Origin of the sequence: Hymenobacter jeollabukensis, assembly GCF_005771675.1 — a bacterium.
GTDB classification, from domain to species: Bacteria; Bacteroidota; Bacteroidia; order Cytophagales; family Hymenobacteraceae; genus Solirubrum; species Solirubrum jeollabukense.
Window position 1 is genome coordinate 230,432 of the sequence record NZ_VAJM01000008.1, and the last position, 23,627, is coordinate 254,058.

The 23,627-nt window shown below is 66.5% G+C and carries 21 protein-coding genes; 12 read left to right on the plus strand and 9 right to left on the minus strand.

Annotation, left to right across the window (positions count from 1 at the left end; translation table 11 throughout):
* The first annotated feature begins 83 nt into the window (after window positions 1-83).
* Window positions 84-2,558, plus strand: a complete 2,475-nt coding sequence (locus tag FDY95_RS16360; RefSeq protein WP_171025717.1) for a M1 family metallopeptidase — start codon at window positions 84-86, stop codon at window positions 2,556-2,558.
* Window positions 2,559-2,588: 30 nt separating this feature from the next.
* Here FDY95_RS16360 and FDY95_RS16365 read toward each other — a convergent pair whose 3' ends face one another.
* Both FDY95_RS16365 and FDY95_RS16370 read right to left on the minus strand, forming a co-directional pair.
* On the minus strand, window positions 2,589-3,965 hold the full coding sequence (locus FDY95_RS16365) for an OmpA family protein (protein WP_138079397.1): 1,377 nt from the start codon (window positions 3,963-3,965) through the stop codon (window positions 2,589-2,591).
* Window positions 3,966-4,098: 133 nt separating this feature from the next.
* Window positions 4,099-4,746, minus strand: coding sequence for a YceI family protein (locus FDY95_RS16370; RefSeq protein WP_246074056.1), 648 nt, complete (start codon window positions 4,744-4,746; stop codon window positions 4,099-4,101).
* Window positions 4,747-4,943: 197 nt separating this feature from the next.
* Between FDY95_RS16370 and FDY95_RS16375 the strand changes: the two genes are divergently transcribed.
* Genes FDY95_RS16375 through FDY95_RS16385 form a run of 3 tightly spaced genes read left to right on the plus strand, consistent with a single transcriptional unit; the run spans window position 4,944 to window position 7,973 of the window.
* Window positions 4,944-5,405: a DUF3592 domain-containing protein gene (locus FDY95_RS16375; protein WP_138079398.1), complete on the plus strand. Its 462-nt coding sequence runs from the start codon at window positions 4,944-4,946 to the stop codon at window positions 5,403-5,405.
* A gap of 49 nt (window positions 5,406-5,454) precedes the next feature.
* Window positions 5,455-6,405, plus strand: a complete 951-nt coding sequence (locus FDY95_RS16380) for an ABC transporter ATP-binding protein (RefSeq protein ID WP_138079400.1) — start codon at window positions 5,455-5,457, stop codon at window positions 6,403-6,405.
* Entirely contained in the window at window positions 6,402-7,973 is a 1,572-nt protein-coding gene (locus FDY95_RS16385) for an ABC transporter permease/substrate-binding protein (protein ID WP_138079402.1), read from the plus strand. Before FDY95_RS16380 ends, FDY95_RS16385 begins: the two co-directional genes overlap by 4 nt.
* Window positions 7,974-7,993: 20 nt before the next feature.
* Here FDY95_RS16385 and FDY95_RS16390 read toward each other — a convergent pair whose 3' ends face one another.
* The 4 genes from FDY95_RS16390 to FDY95_RS16405 form a co-directional block, all read right to left on the minus strand.
* Window positions 7,994-8,320 (minus strand): hypothetical protein, encoded by a 327-nt coding sequence (locus FDY95_RS16390; protein ID WP_138079404.1) that lies wholly within the window; start codon window positions 8,318-8,320, stop codon window positions 7,994-7,996.
* A 370-nt stretch (window positions 8,321-8,690) separates the two neighbouring features.
* Entirely contained in the window at window positions 8,691-9,086 is a 396-nt protein-coding gene (locus FDY95_RS16395; protein ID WP_138079406.1) for an AraC family ligand binding domain-containing protein, read from the minus strand.
* A gap of 59 nt (window positions 9,087-9,145) precedes the next feature.
* Window positions 9,146-9,601 (minus strand): hypothetical protein, encoded by a 456-nt coding sequence (locus FDY95_RS16400; protein WP_138079408.1) that lies wholly within the window; start codon window positions 9,599-9,601, stop codon window positions 9,146-9,148.
* 39 nt (window positions 9,602-9,640) lie between these two features.
* The gene (locus FDY95_RS16405) at window positions 9,641-10,168 is read right to left on the minus strand and encodes a PPC domain-containing DNA-binding protein (RefSeq protein ID WP_212744912.1); all 528 of its coding nucleotides are present in this window, start codon (window positions 10,166-10,168) and stop codon (window positions 9,641-9,643) included.
* A 122-nt stretch (window positions 10,169-10,290) separates the two neighbouring features.
* On the opposite strand from FDY95_RS16405, the gene FDY95_RS16410 reads away from it, so the two are divergent.
* From FDY95_RS16410 to FDY95_RS16420, 3 genes are all read left to right on the plus strand, one after another.
* Entirely contained in the window at window positions 10,291-11,085 is a 795-nt protein-coding gene (locus FDY95_RS16410) for an AraC family transcriptional regulator (RefSeq protein ID WP_138079410.1), read from the plus strand.
* A 144-nt stretch (window positions 11,086-11,229) separates the two neighbouring features.
* A complete protein-coding gene (locus FDY95_RS16415) occupies window positions 11,230-11,856 on the plus strand; it encodes an NAD(P)-dependent oxidoreductase (protein ID WP_138079412.1) in 627 nt (208 codons plus the stop codon).
* 10 nt (window positions 11,857-11,866) lie between these two features.
* Window positions 11,867-12,361 carry an anthrone oxygenase family protein gene (locus FDY95_RS16420; RefSeq protein WP_138079414.1) on the plus strand — a complete coding sequence of 165 codons (495 nt, stop codon included), beginning with the start codon at window positions 11,867-11,869 and terminating at the stop codon, window positions 12,359-12,361.
* A 28-nt stretch (window positions 12,362-12,389) separates the two neighbouring features.
* Here FDY95_RS16420 and FDY95_RS16425 read toward each other — a convergent pair whose 3' ends face one another.
* Window positions 12,390-13,073 carry a LytR/AlgR family response regulator transcription factor gene (locus tag FDY95_RS16425; protein WP_138079416.1) on the minus strand — a complete coding sequence of 228 codons (684 nt, stop codon included), beginning with the start codon at window positions 13,071-13,073 and terminating at the stop codon, window positions 12,390-12,392.
* Between the two features lie 181 nt (window positions 13,074-13,254).
* The gene (locus tag FDY95_RS16430; protein ID WP_138079418.1) at window positions 13,255-14,328 is read right to left on the minus strand and encodes a sensor histidine kinase; all 1,074 of its coding nucleotides are present in this window, start codon (window positions 14,326-14,328) and stop codon (window positions 13,255-13,257) included.
* Window positions 14,329-15,015: 687 nt separating this feature from the next.
* Between FDY95_RS16430 and FDY95_RS16435 the strand changes: the two genes are divergently transcribed.
* The 3 genes from FDY95_RS16435 to FDY95_RS16445 all read left to right on the plus strand — a co-directional run bounded on the left by FDY95_RS16435 (window position 15,016) and on the right by FDY95_RS16445 (window position 20,911).
* The gene (locus tag FDY95_RS16435; RefSeq protein ID WP_138079420.1) at window positions 15,016-16,104 is read left to right on the plus strand and encodes an efflux RND transporter periplasmic adaptor subunit; all 1,089 of its coding nucleotides are present in this window, start codon (window positions 15,016-15,018) and stop codon (window positions 16,102-16,104) included.
* A 183-nt stretch (window positions 16,105-16,287) separates the two neighbouring features.
* Complete coding sequence (locus FDY95_RS16440; protein WP_138079422.1) at window positions 16,288-19,479, plus strand: efflux RND transporter permease subunit; 3,192 nt, start codon at window positions 16,288-16,290, stop codon at window positions 19,477-19,479.
* Window positions 19,472-20,911, plus strand: a complete 1,440-nt coding sequence (locus FDY95_RS16445) for a TolC family protein (RefSeq protein WP_138079424.1) — start codon at window positions 19,472-19,474, stop codon at window positions 20,909-20,911. The genes FDY95_RS16440 and FDY95_RS16445 overlap by 8 nt, the downstream gene beginning before the upstream one ends.
* A gap of 143 nt (window positions 20,912-21,054) precedes the next feature.
* Here FDY95_RS16445 and FDY95_RS16450 read toward each other — a convergent pair whose 3' ends face one another.
* The gene (locus FDY95_RS16450) at window positions 21,055-22,029 is read right to left on the minus strand and encodes a helix-turn-helix transcriptional regulator (RefSeq protein ID WP_138079426.1); all 975 of its coding nucleotides are present in this window, start codon (window positions 22,027-22,029) and stop codon (window positions 21,055-21,057) included.
* Between the two features lie 233 nt (window positions 22,030-22,262).
* Between FDY95_RS16450 and FDY95_RS16455 the strand changes: the two genes are divergently transcribed.
* Together FDY95_RS16455 and FDY95_RS16460 are read left to right on the plus strand one after the other, a co-directional pair.
* A complete protein-coding gene (locus FDY95_RS16455) occupies window positions 22,263-23,234 on the plus strand; it encodes a DUF4886 domain-containing protein (protein ID WP_138079428.1) in 972 nt (323 codons plus the stop codon).
* 133 nt (window positions 23,235-23,367) lie between these two features.
* Window positions 23,368-23,601 carry a hypothetical protein gene (locus FDY95_RS16460; protein WP_138079430.1) on the plus strand — a complete coding sequence of 78 codons (234 nt, stop codon included), beginning with the start codon at window positions 23,368-23,370 and terminating at the stop codon, window positions 23,599-23,601.
* Window positions 23,602-23,627 lie beyond the last annotated feature (26 nt).

Consider the following 23,627-nt stretch of genomic DNA (forward strand, 5'->3'; position numbering starts at 1 on the left):
ACGTGGAGCAACGGCCGGAGCGGACTATGCATCTTGCGGTTCAATCGGCGCTGTTAGCCGCCCCGCACGTCAACTCGCTCCCCTTGCGCATTTCCCTCTGCTACCTACTGGCTGCCGCCGTTCTGCCCGCCGCCGCCCGCGCCCAGTCGGCCCCGCCGGCCCTGCCCGCCCACGACAGCCCGCCGCGTCTCAACGACCTGGTGCATACCCGCCTGGCCCTGCGCTTCGACTACGCCCGGCGCTATGCCTACGGGCAGGAGTGGGTGACGCTGAAGCCGCACGCCTACGCCACCGACTCCCTGCTGCTCGACGCCAAGGGCATGGACATCAAAGCCGTGGCGCTGGTGCAGGGCGCGGGCCAGCAGCCGCTGAAGTACCACTACAACGGCCGGCAGCTGCGCATCGGGCTGGACAGGGCCTATAAGCCCGGCGAGCCGTACACCGTCTTTCTCGACTACGTGGCCAAGCCCGACGAGCTGGGCGCCAAGGGCAGCGCCGCCATCCGCGACGCCAAGGGACTGTACTTCATCAACCCCGACAGCGCGGTGGCCGGCAAGCCCCGGCAGATCTGGACCCAGGGCGAGACGGAAGCCTCCTCGGTGTGGTTTCCGACCATCGATAGGCCCAATCAGAAAACCACCGCCGACATTAGCCTAACGGTGCCGGCCCGCTACGTGACGCTGAGCAACGGCCTGATGGTCAATCAGAAAGCCAATGCCGACGGCACCCGCACCGACCAGTGGCAGCAGACGCAGCCCCACGCGCCCTACCTGTTCATGCTGGCCGTGGGCGACTTCCGCATCCAGCGGGAGCAGTGGCGCGGCAAGGAAATCAGCTACTACCTGGAGCCGCAGTACGCCGCCCAAACCCAGGCTATTTTCGGCCGCACGCCCGAGATGCTGGAGTTTTTCTCGCAGAAGCTGGGCGTGGAATTTCCCTGGACCAAGTACGCCCAGGTGGTGGTGCGCGACTACGTGTCGGGGGCCATGGAGAATACCAGCGCCTCGCTGTTCGGGGAGCACGCCCAGGGCACGGCCCGCGAGCTGCTCGACTGGGAATACTCGCTGGTGGAGCGCGAAATTGCCCACGAGCTGTTCCACCAGTGGTTCGGCGACTACGTGACCTGCGAGAGTTGGGGCCAGCTGACGGTGAACGAGTCCTTCGCCAACTTCAGCGAGGTGCTCTGGGCCGAGCACAAGCTGGGCCCCGACGCCGCCGGCCGCCAGGCCTACCGCTCCCTGCGCACCTACCTGGCCAACCCCGCCAACTTCACCAAGCCGCTGGTGCGCCGCCAGTACGCCGACAAGGAGGACGTATTCGACGCGGTGACCTACCAGAAGGGCGGACGCATTCTGCAGCTGCTGCGCCACGAGCTGGGGGAGGAAGTGTTTTTCCGCGGCCTCAACCTCTACCTGACCCGGCAGGCCCTGGGCACCGGCGAAGCCGAGCAGCTGCGCCTGGCCCTGGAAGACGCCTCCGGCCGCGACCTGACCAGCTTCTTCCAGCAGTGGTACTACCGCCCCGGCCACCCCGTCGTCACCATCAACTACGGCCCCTGGGACGCGGCCACCAAAACCCAGCCCGTGACCCTGCGCCAGACCCAGGGCGGGGCGCCCTACGAGCTGCCGCTGGACGTGGACGTGTACGCCGGCCCGGGCGCCCCGCAGCGCCACCGGCTGCGGCTGCGCGAGGCCACCCAGACCTTCCAGCTGCCCGCCGCCCAGCGGCCGGATTTGGTGAACGTCGACGCCGAAAACGTGCTCATCTGGCAGAAAACCGACAACAAGCCGCTCAGCGCCTTCGTCTACCAGTACCAGCACGCCCCGCGCTACCTCGACCGCCTCGAAGCCATTCTGGCCTGCGCCGCCCACCCCGAAGACGCGGCGGCCCGCCAGACCCTGCTGGCCGCCCTCAGCGACAAATATTACGCCCTGCGCTGGACAGTGCTGGAAAATATCGACCTGGTGAAGCAGCCCGCCCTGCGCGCCGCCGTGCTGCCCATGGTGCGCCGCCTCGCGGCCCACGACCCCAGCCCGCAGGTGCAGGCCGAAGCGCTGAAGGTACTCGGCAAGCTCGGCGAAAAGCGCGACGCCCGCCTCTTTACCAAAGCCCTCGATAACCGTTCCTACTCCGTGCAGGGCGCCGCGCTCCAGGCCCTGGCGGCCGTGGATCTGCCCCAGGCCGTGCGCCGGGCCACGGCGCTGCAGGCCGACCACCGCGCGCCCTTGAGCGCGGCCCTGGTGGCCGTGTACGCCCAGGCCGGCGACGTGGCCCGGCTGCCCTTCGTGCTGGCGCAGGTGCAGGCCGCCGCGCCCCTGGCCCGCCTGAATATGCTGCCCAGCCTGGCCCAGCTGCTCGCCCGCGTCACCGATGCGGCCTCGTTCCGAACGGGGCTGGCCCCGTTTCAGCAGATGGGCATCGAGTACAAGCCCTTTATCGGCCCCCAAGTCCTGACCATGCTGCAGAACCTGCGCACTCAGACAGCCGCCAGCCCCATTGCCGCCCCGGCCCAGCAGGCCATCGGCGAAGCGGTGCGGGCCATCGAGCAGGCCAAGTAGGGCGCTAAGAAGCCAAGCCAATGCGCCGGGTCAGTCGTCTACCAGGCTGACTTCCACCCGGCGGTTGGCGGCGCGGCCTTCGTCGTCCTCGTTGCTGGCCACGGGATTTTCGGCGCTCAGGCCCAGGTACTGCATGCGGCTGCGGGGTACTCCCTGGCGGCTGAGGTAAAACATGACCCGCAGTGCCCGCCGCTCCGAGAGCTGCTGGTTGTGGCGCGACGAGCCGGTGTTATCGGTGAAGCCCTGAATCTGTAGTTGGCCGGGGTGGGCCAAGGCGTAGTGGGCGAAGGCGTCGAGGCGGACTCGCTCGGCCGGAGCTAAGCCGTCGGCGTCTACTGCGAAGCCGATGATGACGGTGCTCGGATCGGGCGCGGGCGCGGTCAGGACAGTGGGAGCGGGGCGCAGGCGGCCGAAAATGCTGTCCCAGTTCATGCGCCGGCTCATATCGCGGTAGGCCACGAAGCCGGGCTCGGTGGTGTCGCGGGCGCTGCTGAAGGAACCCTGCTCCAGGAATACACCGGAATCGAAAGCGGCGTCGCCCACATCGGCCACCACCAGCTTGAGGTGGTAGAGCTGCCAGGGCTGCACGTAGGCCTGCGCCGTAAGCACCCGCGTGAAACCATCGTACTCAAAGGAGCTGACCAGGGCCTGATTAAGCTTTTTTTTCTCCTTTTCCAGCGCGTAGAAGCCGCGCGGGTCGTGGTTGTGGCGGTTGAACAACCAGTTCCAGACCCGGCGCGGCCAAGAGGCGTGCGGCCCCTTTTTCGACTTTTTGAGCAGGCCGTAGTTGAGGAAGTAGTCGTTGTTGAGGTACAGCTCGGCGCGGCGCCGGTGGTTGACGGTGTTGATGGCTACGCGCACCCTGCCGCCGGGCAGCACGGCCAGGTTACGTCGTGCTACCCGCGGGCCGCTGAGCACGAAGGCAAACGCGTCGTCGAAGCCCGAACCCACGAACTCCCGGTATTCCTCCGAGGCAAAGCAGTAGCGAAACGATACCGCGTTGTGCGCCGGGACGAAGTCAAATTCGAGGATGACTTGGTCGGCGGGGCGGCAGCGGCAGATGCGGGCCAGATCCTTGTCCGGTCGAAATTTTTGGCCGAAGTCAGCGGCTACGCCGCTGGTGCCGGGTGAGCTGTTTTCGTGCGCTATCTTGCGCACGTCGCCGGTGGAAAGCAGCAGACCGCGCCGCATGCCGATAATGTTGGTATCGATGGCGAAACTGCCCAAGCTGGTGCGCAGGCCGCTCAGGCGCACGTTGCCCACGCGCACGCCCCGCCCCACCAGCGCGTTGTCGACCAGAGAATCCACCGGGGCCGCCGCGTCGATACGCAGGCGGCTCTGGCCCGCGGCACGCTCCCCCATCAGCCCAACGAGCAGCCCAATAACAAGGAAATAACGATAAAGCATACGCAGCACGGGAAAACCAAGCGTTCAACGCTGCTCGCGGGCGTTTTCGCGTGCGGCCCGGCCAAACGCGAAAGCGCCCGTCCGGCCACTCGGCCAGGCGGGCGCTACAAGACCGAAACAGGGGGACTACTGCTTAGCTGCGGGCGGCTTTCTTGGCCACCACGTTGAAGTTCAGCGTGAAGTTGTCGTCGATGACCTTGTCGGCGGCGGTGTCGAGCAAGGACTTCGAGCGGAACTTGATGTCGAACTTGGTGCGGTCGACGGTGGCCGTGCCCGAGGCGGCGGCCACGCCGTCCTTCACGCCCACCTTGGCCGGGAAGCTGATGGGCTGGGTGATGCCCTTGATGGTGAGGTTGCCGGTCACTTCGGCGTTGTTGCCGGCCGCGTCGGGCTTGGTGTTCTTCAGGCTGGTGATGACGAAGGTGGCCGTGGGGTTTTTCTCGGTGCTGAAGAAGTCGTCGGACTTCAGGTGCGCGGTCAGGCGCGGGCTGGGGTTGTCTTCCACGGTCAGGTTGGCCACGTCGAAGGTGAACGTGCCGCCCACGATCTGGCTGCCCTTTACCTGCACCGCGCCTTCTTTCAGCGGCACCGCGCCGTTGTGCTGGCCGCCCACTTTCTTGGCCACCCAGCCCAGGGTGCTCAGCTGGGGCTGCACGGCGTAGGTTTCGGGCCCGGCTTTGCGGGTGACGACGGCGGAGCCGGCGGGGGCCAGCGGGGTAGTGAACGAGGGCAGCATGAGCAGCGCAGCGGCGGTGAGCAGGGGGAGTACCAGGTTTTTCATGCGGGGTAGAAGGAGGTGAGAATGGAAACGCCGGAGTTGTCGGCGAAGATAAACCCGGGGGGCCAACCTCCCGCGGTTTCTCCGCCGCACTCGGAGCGGAGGGCTCAACGGGTTGCCTGTCGGGGGCAAGAATTTACGGGGGCGTAACTCCCGCCGGCTGCCGGCGTTACAGGCAATTCCCGCATTCCGCTGCCCCGATGCTGTTTTCCTGGCTTCTTTCCTTTAGTCCCCACGTATTTATCCTGTTCGGCGCGGCCTGTCTGCTGGGCCTGTTCGGGGGCTTGCCCTTGTTATTGCGTCGGGCTGACAGTGGCGCCGCGGCAGTTCCGGCCCAGGGCGAAGTGGTGGACTTCGCAGAACATGAGCCCAACCAGGCCGACACTCTCGGCACGCGGGTGTTGGTGCGCTTTCGCACGGCGGCCGGGCACACCATCGTGGGGGTGGCGGCGGTGGGAAGATTCTGGGACCAGCTGCATTTCCGTCGCGGGCAGCGGGTAGCGGTGCGCTACAATCCGGCTAATCCCCGGCAGGTGGTCATGCCCACCGTCGAGGCGGCGCGCCGCACCTTTCGGGTCGTGGTGTTCTGCCTGGTCGGGGCCGGGCTGCTGGGGCTGAGTGTGCTGCTGTTCCTGCTCAGCGCGCTACTGCCCGGGGCCTGAGTTGCGCCAGCGCCCGACGTACGCCGCTGGTCGTACCTTGCCCCGCATCATGCCCGACACCCCAGCTCTGCCCGTCATCCGCGCCCGCGGCCTCACCAAGCGCTACGGCCCGCAGCGCGTGGTCGACGACGTTTCTTTTGAACTGACGGCCGGCGAAACGCTGGTGCTGCTCGGGCCCTCGGGCTGCGGCAAAACCACCGTGCTCAAAATGCTCAACCGCCTGGTAGAGCCCGACGCCGGTACCGTGGAAATCAACGGGCAGGACGTGCGGCGGCAGCGGCCCGAGGAGCTGCGCCGCGGTCTGGGCTACGTGATTCAGCAGGTGGGCCTGCTGCCGCACTACTCGGTGGCCGACAACGTGGCCGTGGTGCCCCGCCTGCTCGGCCACGCCCCGGCCGCCATCGAGGCCCGCACCCACGAGCTGCTCACGCGCCTGCACCTGCCGCCGGATGAGTACGCGGGCCGTCTGCCGCACGAGCTGTCGGGCGGGCAGCAGCAGCGCGTGGGGCTGGCCCGGGCCCTGGCCGCCGATCCGCCCATCGTGCTCCTCGACGAACCCTTCGGCGCCCTCGACCCGGTGGTGCGCGCCGGCATCCGCCGCGACTTCCGCGAGCTGCCCGAGCTGCGCGGCAAAACCGTGGTGCTCGTCACCCACGACGTGGCCGAAGCCTTCGAGCTGGCCGACCGCATCCTGCTGCTCGACGCCGGCCGGGTGCAGCAGCTGGGCACCCCGCGCGAGCTGCTGCTGAAACCCGCCAACGACTTCGTGCGCCGCTTTTTCGCCGCCGAGCGGCTGGCGCTGCAACTGCGCACCCTCACCCTGGCCGACGTGCAGCCGTTTCTGCCCACCGCCCCACCGCTGCCCGCGCTGGCCCGGTTCCACCTCGATACCCCGGTGCAAACGGCGCTGGAGCAGCTCACCGCCGCCGACCCGGTGGCCGCCGCTGTCGGCCCATTGATGCACGCCTTTCACCACGCCCTGCAAGCCGCCTCCGCATGAATCTACTGAGCGAACTGCTGGATTTCTGGCAGCTGCAGGCCGGCAAGCTGGCCGAGCAAACCCTGCAGCACATCGGCCTGACGGCGGCGGCCGTGCTGCTGGCCGTGGCCCTGGGCGTGCCGCTGGGCCTCTGGCTCACGCGCCGGCCGCGCTGGGCGCCGCTGGTGCTGGGCGTGGCCGGGGCGCTGCAAACGGTGCCCAGCATTGCTCTGCTCGGCTTCCTGATTCCCTGGCTGGGCATCGGGGCCGCGCCGGCCATCGTGGCCCTGCTGCTTTACTCGCTGCTGCCCATCATCCGCAACACCGTCACCGGCATCCGGGGGGTGAGCCCGGCCGTGGTGGAAGCCGCCCGCGGCCTGGGCCTGACCGACGGGCAGGTGCTGCGCCGGGTGGAGCTGCCGCTGGCCCTGCCGGTGCTCATGGCCGGCATCCGCACGGCCGCCGTCATCGGGGTGGGGGTGGCCACGCTGGCGGCCTACGTGGCGGCGGGTGGGTTAGGCGAGTTCATCTTCGGCGGCATTGCCCTGAACAACCCGGTGATGATTCTGGCCGGGGCCCTGCCCGCCGCCGCGCTGGCCCTGGCCTTCGATGGCGCCCTGGCCGCCGTGCAGCGCCTGAGTTTGCGCCGCCTGCCGCGGGTGGGCGCCGGGCTGCTGGTGCTGCTGCCGCTGCTGGGCGCCCTGTACCTGCTGCCGGGCGCCGTAGGCCGCTTGCGGGCCGGCTTCAGCCCCGAGTTTGTGGGCCGCGCCGACGGGTTGCCCGGCCTGCAGCGCGCCTACGGCCTGCGCCGCCTGCCCAGCGTGGTGCTGGCCCCGGCGCTGGTCTACGAAGCCGCCCGCGCCGCCGACGTCGACGTCATCGACGGCTACAGCACCGACGGGCGCATCCGGGCCTACGGCCTGCGGGTGCTGCGCGACGACCGGCGCGTGTTTCCGCCCTACTACGCCGCTCCGGTGCTGCGCCCGGCCCTGCTGCGGGCCCACCCTGAGCTGGGGCCAGTGCTGAACCTGCTCAGCGGCCAGCTCACCGATTCGGCCATGACCGAGCTGAACTACCGCGTCGACTACCTGCACCAGGAGCCCCGCGCCGTGGCCGAAGCCTGGCTGCGCGCCCGGGGCCTGTGGCGCGCCCCGCGCCCCGTCGTGGCGGGCGCGGCCACGGTGCGGCTGGGCTCCAAAATCTTCGGCGAGCAGTACATCCTGGCGGAAATGTACGCGGCCCTCATCCGCGGCAACACCGACCTGCAGGTCCAAACCAAAACCGGCCTGGGCGGCACCACCATCTGCTTCGAGGCCCTGCGCTCCGGCGCCATCGATATGTACCCTGAGTACACCGGCACCGGCTTGCAGGTGCTGCTGCAGCCCCCGCCCGCCGTGCTCGACTCCCTGGGCGGCCGGCCGGCGGCGGTGTTCGAGTACGTGCAGCGCGAGTTTGGGCGGCGCTACGGGCTGCAGTGGCTGCCGCCGCTGGGCTTCAACAACACCTACGCCCTGCTGATGCGCCGCCAGCAGGCCCGGCAATTGGGCATCAGCTCGTTGTCGGAGCTAGGCGCGTACCTGGGGCGCTGAAACTTCCGGCCACGGCCGGGCTAGGCGCGGGTGTCGGCCAACAGGCGGTTGATGCGGGGCTGAATAACCCAGATGCCCGCCGGGAAAAACCACAGCAGGAAAAACTCCCCCAGGTAGTCGCCTACTTCCACCGGGCGCTGGTATTCCACGGCTTTCAGGGCTTTGGCCACAAAGCGCAGCACGTAAAAGATGCCAGCCATGCTCAGCAGGTGCAGTGGCACAATGAACAGCAAGGCAGTCGGCGGGAAAGCAGTGGAGGATTGGGTGCGGAACAGCAGGGCCAGCAGCACCAGCAGGCCGGCTATGTAGGTTACGGGCAACAGCAGGGCGGCTTTGAACCAGCCCACATGCATGGGGGCGGTGGCGGGCAGCCGCTCGGCCAGCCGGGTGCCCAGTGCTCAGAGCCCAGTGCCAGCCGAAGAACAGCCCGAATAGCAGCATGGCCACCAGCCAGCCAGCCAGCCAGCCGGCTACAAAAAAGGCAACCTGACGCGTCAGGGCCACCGCCACGCCAGTAATTGAATCAGCAGGGGAAGTCCGGACAGCAGGCTGAATAGCTGCCAGGGAGGCAGCCGCAGAAATAGGTTCAGAGCGTAACGGCCCCGCCTGATTGGGCAATGCCAGTCGGCAAAAGTAAGCTCGTATGGCCCGTAGACAAACCGGGCGAAGCAAATCTGGGCCGGCACGGGTAGCCCGTTGTCCCATTGTGGCAAGCTGCTATCCGAATGCCGCCGCCCCGCTGCCCACCGGACCGGCCTGCAAAAACGCGTCGTGGAAGTGACAGAGCAGGCCGGTATTCTCGTCGCCGGGCCCGAAGGAGTGCAGCTGCCCGGCCCGTACCAGCAGCACCTCGCCCGGCTCCGCGACGCAGGCCGCCGACCCAATGCGGATGCGCGCCGTGCCGGAAGTGAGCAGGATCAGGGTGTGAGCAGTGGCCCGCACCGGTGGAACGGGCCCGGTGAAATGCGGGTACATGCGCTCCACGGGCACGATGAAAAACCGCTCGGCGGCGGGCGTCAACAACGAACTGAGCACGGCCGGCACAGGCAGAAACTGCTGCAGAAACGTCTGCGGGGAGTGGGTGCGGACGGCGGGCGGCAGAGGAGCGGGCATGGCAACAGGTGGCTTGCTGCGGCTGACGCGCCCCGGCCGATTTTACTTTACACTGGCCCCTACTGGCACTCCCGAAACACCACGGCCGGCGTGCGGGTAATGACCTCGCTGCTGCTGGCGCTGGTATTGCGGTGCAGGTAGAAGTAGCAGGTTATCGGGCGCTTGAGGTGGGAATTGCCCAGAATCTGCGTCAGGGAATAACTCAGCGTAAGCGTGTCGCGGCGCTGGGTGACGGCCTGCTCCCCGTCGAGGCCCAGCGAAAACGTGCCGCCCGGGTCGGTGCTGGCGAATTTGATCGACACCGCATAGCCGTAGGCCGATTGCTCGCGGGGCCCGAGGCGGTAAGCCAGTTTGGCCGTCACCAGCGAGCCGGGACTGACGCAGGGCGGCTGATCCAGGGACAGTAAGTGAATCTTATTGCCATCGGCAACGGGTTGAGGGTGCGGCGAGGCCGGGCCAGCGACCAGGAAAGCAACAATCGGATAAATAAACGCGCGCAATAGGGGTAGCATCATACGCTAAAGAAAGCGCTAAAGCGGCAGACTGTGCCTGGCTTATTCCACCCCGAGCACGGTGGCGCCGTTGCGCGGGTCTTCGGCGCGGCTGAGCTTTTGGTCATGCACCACGATGGTCAGCTCCACCGAGCCGGTGCCCACTTCCAGGGCCAGCAGGTGGCCGCCCACGGGCTTGAACTCCTTATCGGCGCCCACGCCGTGCAGGTGCAGGGCGGGCTTGCCGTCTTTCCAGGCAATGCTGCCGGTGAGGCTGGCCAGCTCCAGGTCGCGAAAGGCCTTGGGCGCGTAGGTTTTGGTCTGGGCGTTCCAGAAGCCGAAGGTGGGGTGGCCGAAGCCCAGACCGGTGAGGCTGGCGCTGGGAATGTTTTCGCGCACGGCCAGCTGCTCCAGCTCCTGCAGCACGTTGTCGCCCTGGCGCAGCACCATCAGAAAGCCGGTGGGCGTGCGGGTGTATTTCGTGGGGGCCGATTGGGCGGTGGGTTGGGCGGGCATGGGACGAGCGGTTTGGGCGTGGGCAGCAAAAGAGAGCAGGCCGGCAACGGCGGCGAGCAGCGGCAGGTGGGGCATGGCAAAAATTGGGTTTACGGCCAGGACCGCGCGGGGTAACAAGGGCCGCACTTTGCCCACGGCTACGTAACATTACGTTTCGCCGAGCCGGGCAGCTGCCCGGTCTGTCCAGCCCCCTTGCCATGCACCTGCAGCAGTTCGATCCGCCCGCCGCCCTGCAGCCCTACGTCCGCTACTTCTGGACGCTGACCAGCGCCGCTGCGGGGCCCAGCACCTTCCGCATTGTGGCCGATGGTTCGCCGGGCCTGTTCGTGCAGCAGCCCGGCAGCGCCGGCTTTCAGGACGCGGCGGGCAAGGTCTGGCCCCGGCAGTTTGTGTACGGCCAAACCAGCTTCGCTCAGCAAATCAGCGCGGCCGGGCCCATTGGCACGGTGGGCGCCTACTTTCAGCCCAGCGCCCTGCCGGCGCTGCTGGGCGTGTCGGCCGCCGGGCTCACCGATTCCTGCCTCGACCTGCAACAGTGGCCCGGCGGCCCTCCGGCATTGCCCGAGGCTGCCCCGGCCGCGCAGGTAGCCGCCCTGGCCGGGTGGCTGCTTCGGCAGCGCGCCGCCTACGGACAGCCGGCCGATGCGGCCGTCGACCAGGCGGTGGAGTTGCTTCGGCAGTCGGGCGGCTGCATGGCCCTGCCCGAGCTGCTGCGGTGCCTGCAGCTGCCGGAGCGCAGCCTGCAACGCCGCTTCCGGCAGCACGTGGGCATCTCGCCGCAGTTGTTTGCCCGCATCTGCCGCTTCCAGGCCACGCTGGGCCAGCTGCGCCGCGCCGACTACGACCGGCTGTCTGACCTGGCCTTCGACGCCAACTACGCCGACCAGTCGCACCACATCCGGGCGTTCCGCGAATTTGCCGGGGCCGCCCCGCGCCGCTACCAGCGGCAGGCGCGCGAAGTACTGGAAAGCTTTCCGCAGCTGACTTCCTGATCGGCCGCGGCCGGCGGCATTGGGCGCGGTGGGGGAGTGGGCCACCGCCAACCGTACCGCCGCGGGTGGCCGGTGGTGTCGGATTCGTTCTAGTTTGCCGCCCCCGGCGGCGAGTACTTCGCAGCGAACCTAACTGCAAGTACCATGAACCTACTCGTTTTCGGCGCTACCGGTGGCACGGGCCGCCAGCTTGTCGCGCAGGCCCTGGAGCAGGGCCACCACGTCACAGCCTTTGTGCGCGACCCGGCCCGGCTCGCCCTGCAGCATCCGGGGCTGCGTCTCGTCCAGGGCGATGTGCAGGACGCCCGCGCCGTGCGGCAGGCCGTGCCTGGCCACGACGCCATTTTGTCCACGCTCGGCGCGCCCGCCGGCCGCAAAGACGCCGTGCGGTCCGAGGGCACGCGCCACATCCTGCAGGCCATGGAGCAGGCCGGCGTGCGGCGCTTCATCTGCCTGACTACCTTGGGCATGGGCGACAGTCGGCCGGCGCTGCCCTGGCTCTACCGATACCTGCTGGTGCCCTTGCTGCTGCGCTACGCCTTCGCCGACTCGGAGCGGCAGGAGGCGCTGATCCGGCAAAGCGCGGTGGACTGGACCATTGCCCGCCCCGGCACCCTCACCGACGGCCCGCGCACCGGCCGTTACCACCACGGCTTCGCCCCCACGGCCCAGCTGCCCATGCGCATTGCCCGCGCCGACGTGGCCGATTTCATGCTCGGCCAGCTCACCGATGCCACCTACCTGCGCCAGGCCGCCAGCCTTTCGTACTGAAGTCCCGGCCATGAAAAACCTGATCCTGGCTTCGGCCACCCTCTGCACCGGCCTGGTGGCGGGCGTCTTCTACGGCTTTGAAGTGGCAGTCAACCCGGCTTTTCGGCGCTTGCCCGATGCCGCCTACGTGGGGGCCATGCAAGCCATCAACGAAGTCATTCAAAACCCCGTGTTTGCCCTGAGCTTTTTCGGGGCGCCGCTGCTGCTGCCCGTGGCGGCGGCGCAGCACGGCCGGCGGCCCCGTTCGCGGCGGTTTCGGCTGCTGGTCGTGGCGGCGGCCGTATACCTGGCAGGCAGCCTGGGCGTTACCGTGGCGGCGAATATTCCGCTCAACGAGGCCCTGGCCGCCGTGCCGCTGCAGGCCTCGTCGCCCGCGCAGCTCCGGGCCGCCCGCATCCGGTTTGCCGAACCCTGGAACCGCTGGCACCGAATCCGCACGCTGGCCAGCGTCGTGGCATTCGCGCTGGCCGTAGCCGCTTGCCTGCGGGCTGAAGAGCAGCCCTGAAACCGGGCCCGCGCGGCAGCCAGCGCCCTCAGCTCAACCGCAGCTGGTCCTGGTAGGCCGCGCCCACCGGCACCGCGTGGCCCTGCACGCTCACCTGGTGCCGCTCGATCCGGTCGACGTGGCCGGTGGCTACCACGAAGGAGCGGTGCACGCGCGCGAACTGCCCGGGCGGCAGCAGGGCCAGCACTTCCTGCATGGTGAGGCGGGCGAGCAGGCGGCGCCCGCTCGTGAGGGCGAAAGTGACGTAGTTGCCGGCCGCTTCCACGTAGAGGATTTCGGCGTAGCGCACCTTCACCTGCTCGTAGCCGGTTTTCAGAAACAGGTAGTCGCGCGGGGGCGCGGCGGCCGGGGACTGGCGCAGCTGCAGGCGCTCCTGGGCCCGGTTGCAGGCCTGCACGAAGCGGGCCAGCGCGAAGGGCTTCAGCAGGTAGTCAACGGCGTCGAGCTCGAAGCCCGTCACGGCGTGCTCGGCGTAGGCGGTGGTGAAGACGATGAGCGGGCGCGTGGGCAGGGTGCGCACCAGCTCCAGGCCCGAAATGTCGGGCATGTTGATGTCCAGAAACAGCAAGTCCACCGGCTCGCGCTGCAGGTAGGCCAGGCCCTGAAAGGCATCGGTGAAGCCGGCGGCCAGCTCCACGAAGGGCACCTTGGCGGCCAGGGCGCGCACCACGTCCAGGGCAATGGGCTCGTCGTCGATGGCAATGGCTTTCATGGCAGGAAAGGTAACAAGCAGTGCAAGCAGCGACAATCCGGCCGGTATGTAGAGACGCCTCGTTGCGTCTCAATCGTGGCCGGGGTTGGCGGCGGCTTGGGTCGATCAGCCAGCTGGTGTCGTTCTTTGACGAGACGCAAGGATGCGTCTCTACTGCCGGCAGAACCGTAGGATCCGCCACCTACAGTTGCAGCGTCAGGTGCACGAAATACTCGTCGAGGCTGCGGCGGATGATGAGTTCGTGGCGCTCGGGGTAGAGCAGCTGCAGGCGCTGGCGCACGTTGCTGAGGCCGATGCCGCCGGGCTCGTCGGCCAGGCCGGGGGCGGGGCGGGCGTGCACGCTGTTGTACACGTCGAAGTACAGCGTGCCGTGCTCCACGTGCAGCGTCACCTTGATCCACGAGGGATGCTGCAGGCTGATGCCGTGCTTGAAGGCGTTTTCCACGAAGGGAATGAGCAGCATGGGCGCAATCCGGGCCGCCGGGGGCGCCTCGCTCAGGCTGGTCGTGATGCGGATGTCGGGCGAGGTGGCGGTGCGCAGGGTCTGCAGCTCGATGTAGTTGCCGAGGTACTCGATTTCGCGGGCCAGCGGGATGTAGGGCTGGTGGTTTTCGTGGAGCATGAAGCGCATCATGTCGCCCAGCAGCTGAATGCCGTGGGCCGTCCGCTCACCGTTTTCCTGCAGGGCCGTGCCATAGAGCGTGTTCAGGGCGTTGAAGAGGAAGTGCGGATTAATCTGGGAGCGGAGCAAATCCAGGGAGGCCGTGGAGTGGCCCAGCTCCTGCTGCAGCCCGGCCACGGCCTGGTGGCGTCGCAGCCGCCGGTGGTAAATTCCCCAGGACAGCGGGGCCGTGGCCAGCAGGTGAAAGAACACCAGGAATACGTTGAGGCCCACCATCACTTCCGGGTCGCTGGTGATGATGAGCAGCACCAGGCCCACCGGCACCACCGAGGCCACCAGCACCAGAAACGCCTTCAGCCAGTAGTTGCCAAACGGCCGCCGCCCCGCCAGCGCCGACGGAATCAGCCAGCGGCAGGCCACGGCGTGAAACAGGAAGCCCGTGGCCAGCAGCGTGCCCCCGTAGAGCCGCGGCTCTACGGGGGAATTGACGGCCACCAGGAACAGCAGCAGCATAACCCACAGGGCAAAGCCCAGCAGCAGGTCGCGGGCCACGGTGCGCGGGGCTGCGGGCTGCGGGTCGTCGTCGGGGGCCAGGACGTGGAAGGGGCGGACGAGGGCGGAGGGGAGGAGCATATCGTGAAAGGCAAGCAACTTCGGCACCGGGGGCGGTGCTTGTTCGGCAGCAAGAGTACGACGCCCCGCCCCGGGCCGAAAACCGCTGGGATGAATGCCCGCAGAAATGGGACGAACCCGCGCCCCGTCGGCGCCAGCGCGCTTGGGGGCCGCCGTGGCACCCGCTTCATAAACTTCCGGGCCGGGCGTCTGCGTACATGAAAAACTCACCAACCCGCGCCGCCACCTGGGTGTCGATAGTTTAACTATAGTGCTGATAGTCAAATATTAATCTACTTTGCGTCGGCCCGTTTGCTGCTGGCGGTGCAGTACGGTTGGGGGCTATTCCTTCATATCGTCTTAATCAAAGTGGTGGTTGCTTTGCGACACTAATCACTCGGCAATTGCCGGGCAGTGGGGCAGGTTCAGTACATCTGCCCGCTGGCGTTGAAGGAAGCCCGGCGCCCGTGCCGGCATTCAAGGCTGGGGCTGCCCGCGCAAAAGCTCATTTTCCAACATGCACCAACCCGAGGCAAAAAACGCTGTCCACTCCCTGGATTTCGTGGTTTGGCCCATCCAGGACAAGCTACCGCACCGATTACCGCCGGCGGCCCACGCCCCACCCAGCCCGGCCGGCCCCGCTCAGTACCTTCTCCTCCATCACATCTGCTAGGCCCCGACCAGGCCCGTCATTGCACCCACGGTTTTATGAAACGAATGTTCACGCTCATGCTCATGAGCTGGAGTGTCCTGTATTGCACCACAAGCTGCTCGAAGCACGAAGAGGTCAAGGAAGAAAAGGTAAAATTCCTGGTCACCAGTCCTTTGCAGCGCGACACGACCATCACCAAAGAGTACGTGGCGCAGATTCACTCCATCCAGCACATCGAGATGCGGGCCTTGGAGAAGGGCTACCTGCAGAAAATCTTCGTCGACGAGGGCCAGCACGTGCAGCAGGGGCAGCTGATGTTTCAGATCATGCCGCTGCTCTATGAGGCCGAGCTGAAAAAGGCCGAGGCCGAGGCCAAGTTCGTGGACATCGAGTACCAGAACACCAAGAAGCTGGCCACCGGCAACATCGTGTCGTCCAACGAGCTGGCGCTGTCGCAGGCCAAGCTGGAAAAGGCCAAGGCCGAAGTGGCGCTGGCCAAGACCCACCTGGGCTTTACCACCATTCGGGCGCCGTTCAGCGGCATCATGGACCACTTCCAGGCCCGGCTGGGCAGCCTGGTGGACGAGGGCGACTTGCTCACCACCCTGTCGGACAACAGCAAGATGTGGGTGTACTACAACGTGCCCGAAGCCGAGTACCTCGCCTACAAAACCCACGTGCAGGCCGCTGGTGCCCTGAACGTGCGGCTGCGCATGGCCAACAACGAGGTGTTTGAGTACCCCGGCGTGGTGCAGACCATCGAGGCCGACTTCAACAACGAAACCGGCAACATCGCCTTCCGCGCCACCTTCCCCAACCCCAAGGCCCTGTTGCGCAACGGCGAAACCGGCTCGGTGCTGATGACCGTGCCGCTGAAGCACGCCCTGATCATCCCGCAGAAAGCCACCTTCGAGGTGCTGGAGAAGAAGTTCGTGTACGTGGTCGACGCGAAGAACAAGGTGCACCAGACGGAAGTGACCGTGGGCGCCGAAATGCCCGACCTCTTCGTCATCAGCGGCGGCCTGAAGCCCGGCGACAAAATCATGCTGGAGGGCATCCGCAAAGTGAAGGACGGCGACGAAATCGAGTTCAAGTACCAGGACCCGAAGGCCGTCATTCCCCACCTGAAAACCTACTCAGAGTAGGCGAGCAAGAATCGATAAAGAACGTCATGTCGAGCGCAGCCGAGACATCTCGCGTGCTGATGGCAGGTAGTAACCGCTCTGTCAACGAGCAGATTACTATCCAGCGAGATTAGCTACGCTGACCTTCGGTTCCTCGCCTTCGGCTCTGCATGACGTGTCAACAATCACGAACAGCGCATAAACATGTTCAGTAGATTCCTTCGCCGGCCCGTGTTTGCCATCGTTATTTCGGTGGTCATCATGTTCATGGGCGTCCTGGCTATCAATACCCTCCCGAACTCCCAGTTTCCGGAGATTTCGCCGCCCATGGTGATGGTGAGCACGGCCTACCCGGGCGCCAGCGCCAAGGTGCTGACCGAGTCGGTGCTCATCCCGCTGGAGCAGGCCATCAACGGCGTGCCCGGCATGAAGTACATGACCTCCGACGCCGTATCGGCCGGCGAGGCCAACATCCAGATCGTGTTCAACCTGGGCACCGACCCGGAGCAGGCGGTGGTGAACGTGAACACGCGCATCGCGCAGATCCTGAACCGCCTGCCGGTGCTGGTGCAGCGCGAGGGCGTGGTGGTAAACCGCGTGGTGCCCAACATGCTGATGTACGTGAACCTCTACAGCAAAGACAAGAATACCGACATGCGGTACCTCTTCAACTTTGCCGGGGTGAACATGCTGCCCGAAATCCAGCGCATCGACGGCATCGGGCGGGCCAGCATCCTGGGGAGCCGGCAGTACGCCATGCGCGTTTGGCTGAAGCCCGACCGCATGCGGGCCTATAACCTGTCGGTGGACGACGTGATGGAGGCCCTCAACGACCAGAGCGTCATCGGCTCGCCGGGCCGTATCGGCCGCTCCGACGGCAAGGAGGCCTCGGCGCTGGAGTACGTGCTGACCTACAAGGGCCGCTTCAACGACGTGGAGGAGTATAAGAACGTCATTATCAAGGCCAACTCCAACGGCGAGACGCTGCGCCTCAAGGACGTGGCCAACGTGGAGCTGGGCTCGGAGTTCTACGACATCTACTCCAACCTCGACGGCTACCCCTCGGCCGCCATCGTGCTCAAGCAAACCTACGGCTCGAACGCCTCCGACGTGATTAAGCGGGTGAAGAGCAAGCTGGAGGAGCTGAAGAAGACCATGCCCCCCGGCATGGACTACAAAATCAGCTACGACGTGTCGAACTTCCTCGACGCCTCCACGGAAAACGTGATTCACACCCTGCGCGACGCCTTTATCCTGGTGGCCCTGGTGGTGTTCCTGTTCCTGGGCGACTGGCGCAGCACGCTGATTCCCATCATTGCAGTGCCGGTGTCCCTGGTGGGGGCCTTCATTGCCATGCAGGCCTTCGGGATGACCATCAACATGATTACCCTGTTCGCCCTGGTGCTGGCCATCGGTATCGTGGTCGACGACGCCATCGTGGTGGTGGAAGCGGTGCACGCCAAGATGGAGGAAAAGCACCTCTCACCCTACGGGGCGGTGCGCGAGGTGGTGGGCGAAATCAGCGGCGCCATCATTGCCATTACCGTGCTGATGACGGCCGTGTTCGTGCCCGTCGCCTTCATGAGCGGCCCGGTGGGCATTTTCTACCGGCAGTTCTCCATCACCATGGCCTCCAGCATCGTCATTTCGGGCATCGTGGCCCTGACCTTGACGCCGGTGCTCTGCGCCATGATTCTGAAGAACAACCACGGGCAGCCGCGCAAGAAGACGCCCATCAACCGCTTCATCGACTGGTTTAACCGCGGCTTCGAGCGCCTGACCGGCCGCTACGTGAACTTCCTGGAGAAGCTGGTCGACCGCCGCCTCATCACCTTCCTGATTCTGCTGCTCTTCGGCTTCGGCATCTTCGGCATCTCGTCCACGCTGCCCTCAGGCTTTATTCCGGCCGAAGACCAGGGCATGCTCTACGCCATCATCCAGACGCCGCCCGGCTCGACGCTGGAGCGCACCAACGCCCTCTCGCAGCAGCTTTCCAAGCTGGCCAAGGAGGTGCCCGGGGTGGAAAGCATATCCTCCCTGGCCGGCTACGAGGTGCTGACCGAGGGCCGCGGCTCCAACGCCGGTACCCTGCTCATCGACCTGAAGCCCTGGCACGAACGGAAGCAGTCGATCCACGACGTGGTGGAAGGACTGGAGGAAAAGGCCAAGGAAATTCCGGGCGCGACCATCGAATTCTTCGAGCCGCCGGCAGTACCGGGCTACGGCGCGGCGGGCGGCTTCCAGCTGCAGCTGCTCGACAAAACCGCCACCGGCGACTACAAGGCGCTGGAAAAGGTGAACAACGAGTTCATGACGGAGCTGAAAAAGCGCAAGGAGCTGGCCGGGCTGTTTACCTTCTTCTCGGCCAACTACCCGCAGTACGAGCTGCAGATCGACAACCAGCTGGCCATGCAGAAGGGCGTGAGCATTGGCAACGCCATGAACACGCTCAGCATCATGGTGGGCTCGACCTACGAGCTGGGCTTCATCAAGTACCAGCGTTTCTTCAAGGTGTTCGTGCAGGCTTCGCCCGAGTACCGCCGCCTGCCCAAGGACATCCTGGACATGTGGGTGAAAAACGACAAGGGCGAGATGGTGCCGTTTTCGGCCTTCATGAAAATCGTGAAGGGCCAGGGCGCCAACGAAATCAACCGCTACAACATGTACCCCACCGCCTCCATCCGCGGCGACGCGGCCCCGGGTTACAGCTCGGGTGAGGCCATCAAGGCGGTGCAGGAAGTGGCCGCCAAAACCCTGCCCCGCGGCTACGACATCGACTGGGGCGGCCTCTCGAAAGACGAGGTGTCGCGCGGCAACGAGGCCATCTACATCTTCCTGGTGGTACTGGCTTTCGTGTACCTGGTGCTGGCCGCGCAGTACGAAAGCTTCCTGCTGCCGCTGGCCGTTATTTTCTCCCTGCCGGCGGGCATCTTCGGCTCCTTCCTGCTCATCAAGGGCTTTGGGCTGGCCAACAACATCTACGCCCAGGTGGGCCTGGTGATGCTGGTGGGCCTGCTGGGCAAGAACGCGGTGCTTATCGTAGAATTCGCGGTGCAGAAGCGCGAGGAGGGCATGACGGTGCGTGAGGCGGCCATCGAAGGCGCCAAGGTGCGCTTCCGGCCGATTCTGATGACCTCGTTTGCCTTCATTGCCGGCCTGATTCCGCTGGTTATTGCCACCGGCGCCGGCGCCATCGGCAACCGCACCATCGGCACCTCGGCCCTGGGCGGGATGCTGTTCGGGACGATTTTCGGCGTCATCATCGTGCCGGGCCTGTACTACATCTTTGGCACCCTGGCCGACGGCCGCAAGCTGATCAGCGACGAAAACGAGCACCCGCTGTCCGAGTTCGAGCCCCACGTTTTAGTTGAAGAAGGAGTTGAGACTCATGCTTAAGAAACGCATCTGCCAGGGCCTGAGCGCCGCGGCCCTCGCCCTGGCGGTGGGCGCGTGCAAGACGCCCACCCTGGTGCAGAAAACCGAAAACCGCACCATTGCCGGCAGCTACGCCGGCACTACGGCGGACTCGACCAGCAACGTGGGCAAGCTGCGGTGGCGGGAGTTTTTCACCGACCCCAACCTGGTGGCCCTCATCGACACGGCCCTGCAGCGCAACCAGGAGCTGAACATCACCCAGCAGGAAATCGAAATTGCCCGGCAGGAGGTGCGCGCCCGCAAGGGCGAGTACCTGCCCACCGTGGGCCTCGGAGCCCAGGCCGCCGCCGACCGCGTGGGGCGCTACACCATTCAGGGCGCCACGGAGGAAAACATCGACATCCGGCCCCGGCAGCGCACGCCCGACCCGCTGACCAACTTCCAGGTGGGCGCCTTTGCCAGTTGGGAAGTCGACATCTGGCACAAGCTGCGCAACGCTAAAAAGGCCGCCAATTACCGCTACCTGGCCTCGGTGGAGGGCCGGAACTTCACCGTCACCAACCTGGTGGCCGAAATTGCTACCTCGTACTACGAGTTGCTGGCCCTCGACAACCAGCTGGCCATTCTGCAGCAGAACATTGCCATTCAGCGCAATGCGCTGAACGCCGTGCGCCTGCAGAAGGAAGCCGCCCGGGTGACGGAGCTGGCCGTGCAGCGCTTCGAGGCGCAGGTGCAAAACACCAGCAGCCGACAGTACCTGATCCAGCAGCGCATCGTGGAGACGGAAAATCGGATCAACTTCCTGGTGGGCCGCTACCCGCAGCCGGTGGTGCGCAACGACGCCACGTTCAACGACCTGGTGCCCAGAGTGGTGCAAACCGGCGTGCCCGCCCAGCTGCTGCAAAACCGCCCCGACATCCGGCAGGCCGAGCAGAACCTGGCCGCCGCCAAGCTCGACGTGACCGTGGCCCGCGCCAACTTCTACCCGCGCCTCGATATTTCGGCTGCGGCCGGCTTCCAGGCCTTCCGCCCGGGCTTGCTGGTCAACGCGCCGGAGTCCATGCTGCTGTCCTTGGCCGGCGACCTGGCCGCGCCGCTCATCAACCGCAACGGCATCAAGGCGCTGTACTACTCGGCCAACGCCCGCCAGACCCAGGCCGTGTACGACTACGAGCGGACCATCCTGAACGCCTACATCGAGGTGGCCAACCAGATGGCCAATATCAGCAACCTGCAAAACAGCTACGAGGCCAAAGCCCGCGAGGTGCAGGCGTTGAACCAGTCCATCAACATCTCCACCAGCCTCTTTAACTCGGCCCGCGCCGATTACACCGAAGTGCTCTTCACCCAGCGCGACGCCCTGGAATCGAAGTTCGACCTGATCGAAACCAAGATGCAGCAGCTCAACGCCTCGGTAAACGTGTACCGGGCCCTGGGTGGCGGCTGGAAATAAGCGCCCCGACTACCTACTACCACCGCGCCCCGGATGCTCAAGCGTCCGGGGCGCGGTGGCGTTTGGGCGAGTGGTGGTTCGGTTCGACTCCGCTCGGCGCGCCGTTTCATCTCATTTGTTCAACGTTTGCAGGCGTTCCAACTTCAGCGCAGCTCCCGCGGGCTCACGCCGAAGCGCTTCTTGAACGCCGCGCTCAAGTGCTGCAAGGACGAGTACCCCAGCTCGAACGCCAGCTCGCTGGCCGTCTTGCCGCCCTCAATGAGCTGGGCCCGGGCTTCGAGCAGACGGTACTCAGCCAGGTAGGCGAAGACGGGCTGGCCGAACAGCTCCTTGAAGCCGTTTTTGAGCTTGAACTCATTGAGGCCGGCAATGCGGGCCAGCTCGGGCAGGCTGGGCGGCAGGTGTAGGTGCTGGATAAGGTAGTCGCGGGCGAAGAGCAGGCGCTCCTGGTCGTACTCGGTGCGCACGTGGCGCTGGGGGCGCTGTTGGGCAAAGGCCTCGGCCTGCAGCACCAGGATTTCCAGCGCCTTGGCGTGCAGGTAGAGCTTCTTCAGCGGGGCCGGCAGGCGGCAGCTCAGCACTTCCCGGATGGCCTGGTGCAGCGGCAGGCTCAAAGCCAGGCTTCGCTCGCCGAGCAGCAGCGGGCGGCCCGCCAGCATCTGCTCCCCGAAGCGGCGCAGGCCCTCGTCGGCCTGGGCGGCCAGGCGCAGAAACACCGGCCGCGTGAACTGCACCATGAAGGTTTCGGCCTCCCGGTCGTCGTAGCGGTGGGTCCCCTCGAAGCCGGGCGAATACATCAGGTTGTGCTGATACGCGCCCAGCGTGAGCACCCGGCCCAGCTGCCGGTGCTCGATGCTGAGGCGGCCGCGCAGGTTGAACTGCAGGTGCACCACGTCCAGCTCGGAGCGCCACTGCTGGGTGCAGGGCTCCTGGAACTGCCAGCGGGCGTGGCCCAGCCGGATGCCGTCGAAATACCAGTGCCGGAGCGTGCCGCGGCCGCCGGGAAATTCCCGCTCGCCGGTTTGCTCCACCAGCTCGGGCACGTCGAAGTCCGGCGCCACGTGCTCGTTGCGGTGGATTAGGTGGTTGTCGCGGCTGTCGCGGACTTCGAGGGGCATGGCGGTAAAGATAGGCGCCGCCGGCAGTGGCCGGGAGCGGGCCGGGCGCCGATACAAAGCTGCGCCGCCGAGCCGCTGGGGACATTACACCTGCCGGAGCCCGACTTACAATTGTCGGAATTTTGGCGCGGTCCGCGTCGGCACCGGAGCGGCCCGCCCCAGCGCCCCCTGGACCGCCGGGGCGGGAAAGCAGTCGTCTTTGGCTTACTTGCGGGCCGTTTATGCGCGTACCTATGCTTGAGTTTTGGGGTCGGGGACGGCCGCTGCGCCGACTGGTTTGCGGCCTGGGGCTGCTGCTCAGCTGGCCGGGGCAGGCCGCCGCGCCCGCCGCCCCGCCGCGGCCGGTGGTCATCCTGTTCGTGGGCAACAGCTTCACCCACGGCAAGTACCAGCCGGTGCTGCAGTACAACGCGGCCGGCATCACTGACGAAAACCACAACCTGCCCGCCGGCAACCCGCGCCGCCCGCGCTACGCCCACGAGCCTGGGCCCTGGGGCGGGGTGGCGGGCATCTTCCAGCGACTCACCGCCGAAGCCGGCCTGCGCTACGAGGTGCACCTGGAAGCCGTCAGCGGGCAGACGCTGCAGTTTCACTACGACAGCGCCCGCAGCGTCATCGACCGGCCTGCCGGCTGGGACGCGGTGGTGCTGCAGGAGTACAGTACCCGCCCGCTGCCCGCCAGCCGCCACGGCCAGCCCGCGCTGTTCGGCAAGTACGCCACCCGCCTGGAGCAACTGGTGCACGCCCGCAACCCCAAGGCCCGGGTGTACCTGTATGAAACCTGGGCCCGCGCCGATCAGGTGTACCCCGCCAACGCGCCCTACCACGGCCTGCCCCTCGATTCGATGGCCCAGGACCTGCACCGCGCCGCCTATGCCCTGGCCCGCCAAAACCGCCGCCTCCAGGCCGTGGCCCCCGCCGGCGACGCCTGGCTGCGCGCCGTGCGGCAGGGCGTGGCCCAGCGCAACCCTTACGCGCCCGAAGCCGGCAAAGTCGACCTCTGGGGCGAGGACCACTACCACCCCGGCAGCGCGGGTGCTTACCTGAGCGCCTGCGTACTCTTCGCCCAGATTACCGGCCGCGACCCGCGCCGCCTGGGCCCCCGGGAGCAAGCCGCGGCCGACATCGGCCTTAGTCCCGAGCTGACTGCCCAGCTGCAGCGCGTGGCTTACGAGCAAGTGAAAGCCGGGCGAAAAGCGAAATAGCCTATTTGCCGCCCCAGGCTGAAATTCCGAATTCTATAACTCCCGCTCCTGAAGCTGTAACGTGCCGGCTTCGGCGCCGCGCCACCTTTGCATCGTCGGGGCGGGCCTGGATGATGGGCCGCGCCGGAGTGCTATGCTGCTGCCAGACCTGGAAATCTTTCGCACCTCGCTCACCTGTCCCGTAGCCGCGGCCGCGCTGCGCGAACGGCTGCTGCGGGGCCTGCCCGACGGGGCGCGCGTGAGCTTCGATCTGGACGACTGCGACCGGGTGCTGCGCGTGCACACGCCCGGCCGGCCGCTCGACGTGGCCCGGGTAGTGGCAACGCTGCGGGAAAGCGGTTATCTATGCGAACCGTTGCCCGATTAACCACCCCGCTTCCGACTCGCTTCTGT

Coding starts and splice junctions, on each gene's coding strand:
- FDY95_RS16365 (WP_138079397.1), bottom strand. CDS start 3,965: ATGCTTTATCGTTATTTCCTTGTTATTGGGCTGCTCGTTGGGCTGATG.
- FDY95_RS16370 (WP_246074056.1), bottom strand. CDS start 4,746: ATGAAAAACCTGGTACTCCCCCTGCTCACCGCCGCTGCGCTGCTCATG.
- FDY95_RS16375 (WP_138079398.1), top strand. CDS start 4,944: ATGCTGTTTTCCTGGCTTCTTTCCTTTAGTCCCCACGTATTTATCCTG.
- FDY95_RS16380 (WP_138079400.1), top strand. CDS start 5,455: ATGCCCGACACCCCAGCTCTGCCCGTCATCCGCGCCCGCGGCCTCACC.
- FDY95_RS16385 (WP_138079402.1), top strand. CDS start 6,402: ATGAATCTACTGAGCGAACTGCTGGATTTCTGGCAGCTGCAGGCCGGC.
- FDY95_RS16395 (WP_138079406.1), bottom strand. CDS start 9,086: ATGCCCGCTCCTCTGCCGCCCGCCGTCCGCACCCACTCCCCGCAGACG.
- FDY95_RS16400 (WP_138079408.1), bottom strand. CDS start 9,601: ATGATGCTACCCCTATTGCGCGCGTTTATTTATCCGATTGTTGCTTTC.
- FDY95_RS16405 (WP_212744912.1), bottom strand. CDS start 10,168: ATGCCCCACCTGCCGCTGCTCGCCGCCGTTGCCGGCCTGCTCTCTTTT.
- FDY95_RS16410 (WP_138079410.1), top strand. CDS start 10,291: ATGCACCTGCAGCAGTTCGATCCGCCCGCCGCCCTGCAGCCCTACGTC.
- FDY95_RS16415 (WP_138079412.1), top strand. CDS start 11,230: ATGAACCTACTCGTTTTCGGCGCTACCGGTGGCACGGGCCGCCAGCTT.
- FDY95_RS16420 (WP_138079414.1), top strand. CDS start 11,867: ATGAAAAACCTGATCCTGGCTTCGGCCACCCTCTGCACCGGCCTGGTG.
- FDY95_RS16425 (WP_138079416.1), bottom strand. CDS start 13,073: ATGAAAGCCATTGCCATCGACGACGAGCCCATTGCCCTGGACGTGGTG.
- FDY95_RS16430 (WP_138079418.1), bottom strand. CDS start 14,328: ATGCTCCTCCCCTCCGCCCTCGTCCGCCCCTTCCACGTCCTGGCCCCC.
- FDY95_RS16435 (WP_138079420.1), top strand. CDS start 15,016: ATGAAACGAATGTTCACGCTCATGCTCATGAGCTGGAGTGTCCTGTAT.
- FDY95_RS16440 (WP_138079422.1), top strand. CDS start 16,288: ATGTTCAGTAGATTCCTTCGCCGGCCCGTGTTTGCCATCGTTATTTCG.
- FDY95_RS16445 (WP_138079424.1), top strand. CDS start 19,472: ATGCTTAAGAAACGCATCTGCCAGGGCCTGAGCGCCGCGGCCCTCGCC.
- FDY95_RS16450 (WP_138079426.1), bottom strand. CDS start 22,029: ATGCCCCTCGAAGTCCGCGACAGCCGCGACAACCACCTAATCCACCGC.
- FDY95_RS16455 (WP_138079428.1), top strand. CDS start 22,263: ATGCTTGAGTTTTGGGGTCGGGGACGGCCGCTGCGCCGACTGGTTTGC.
- FDY95_RS16460 (WP_138079430.1), top strand. CDS start 23,368: ATGCTGCTGCCAGACCTGGAAATCTTTCGCACCTCGCTCACCTGTCCC.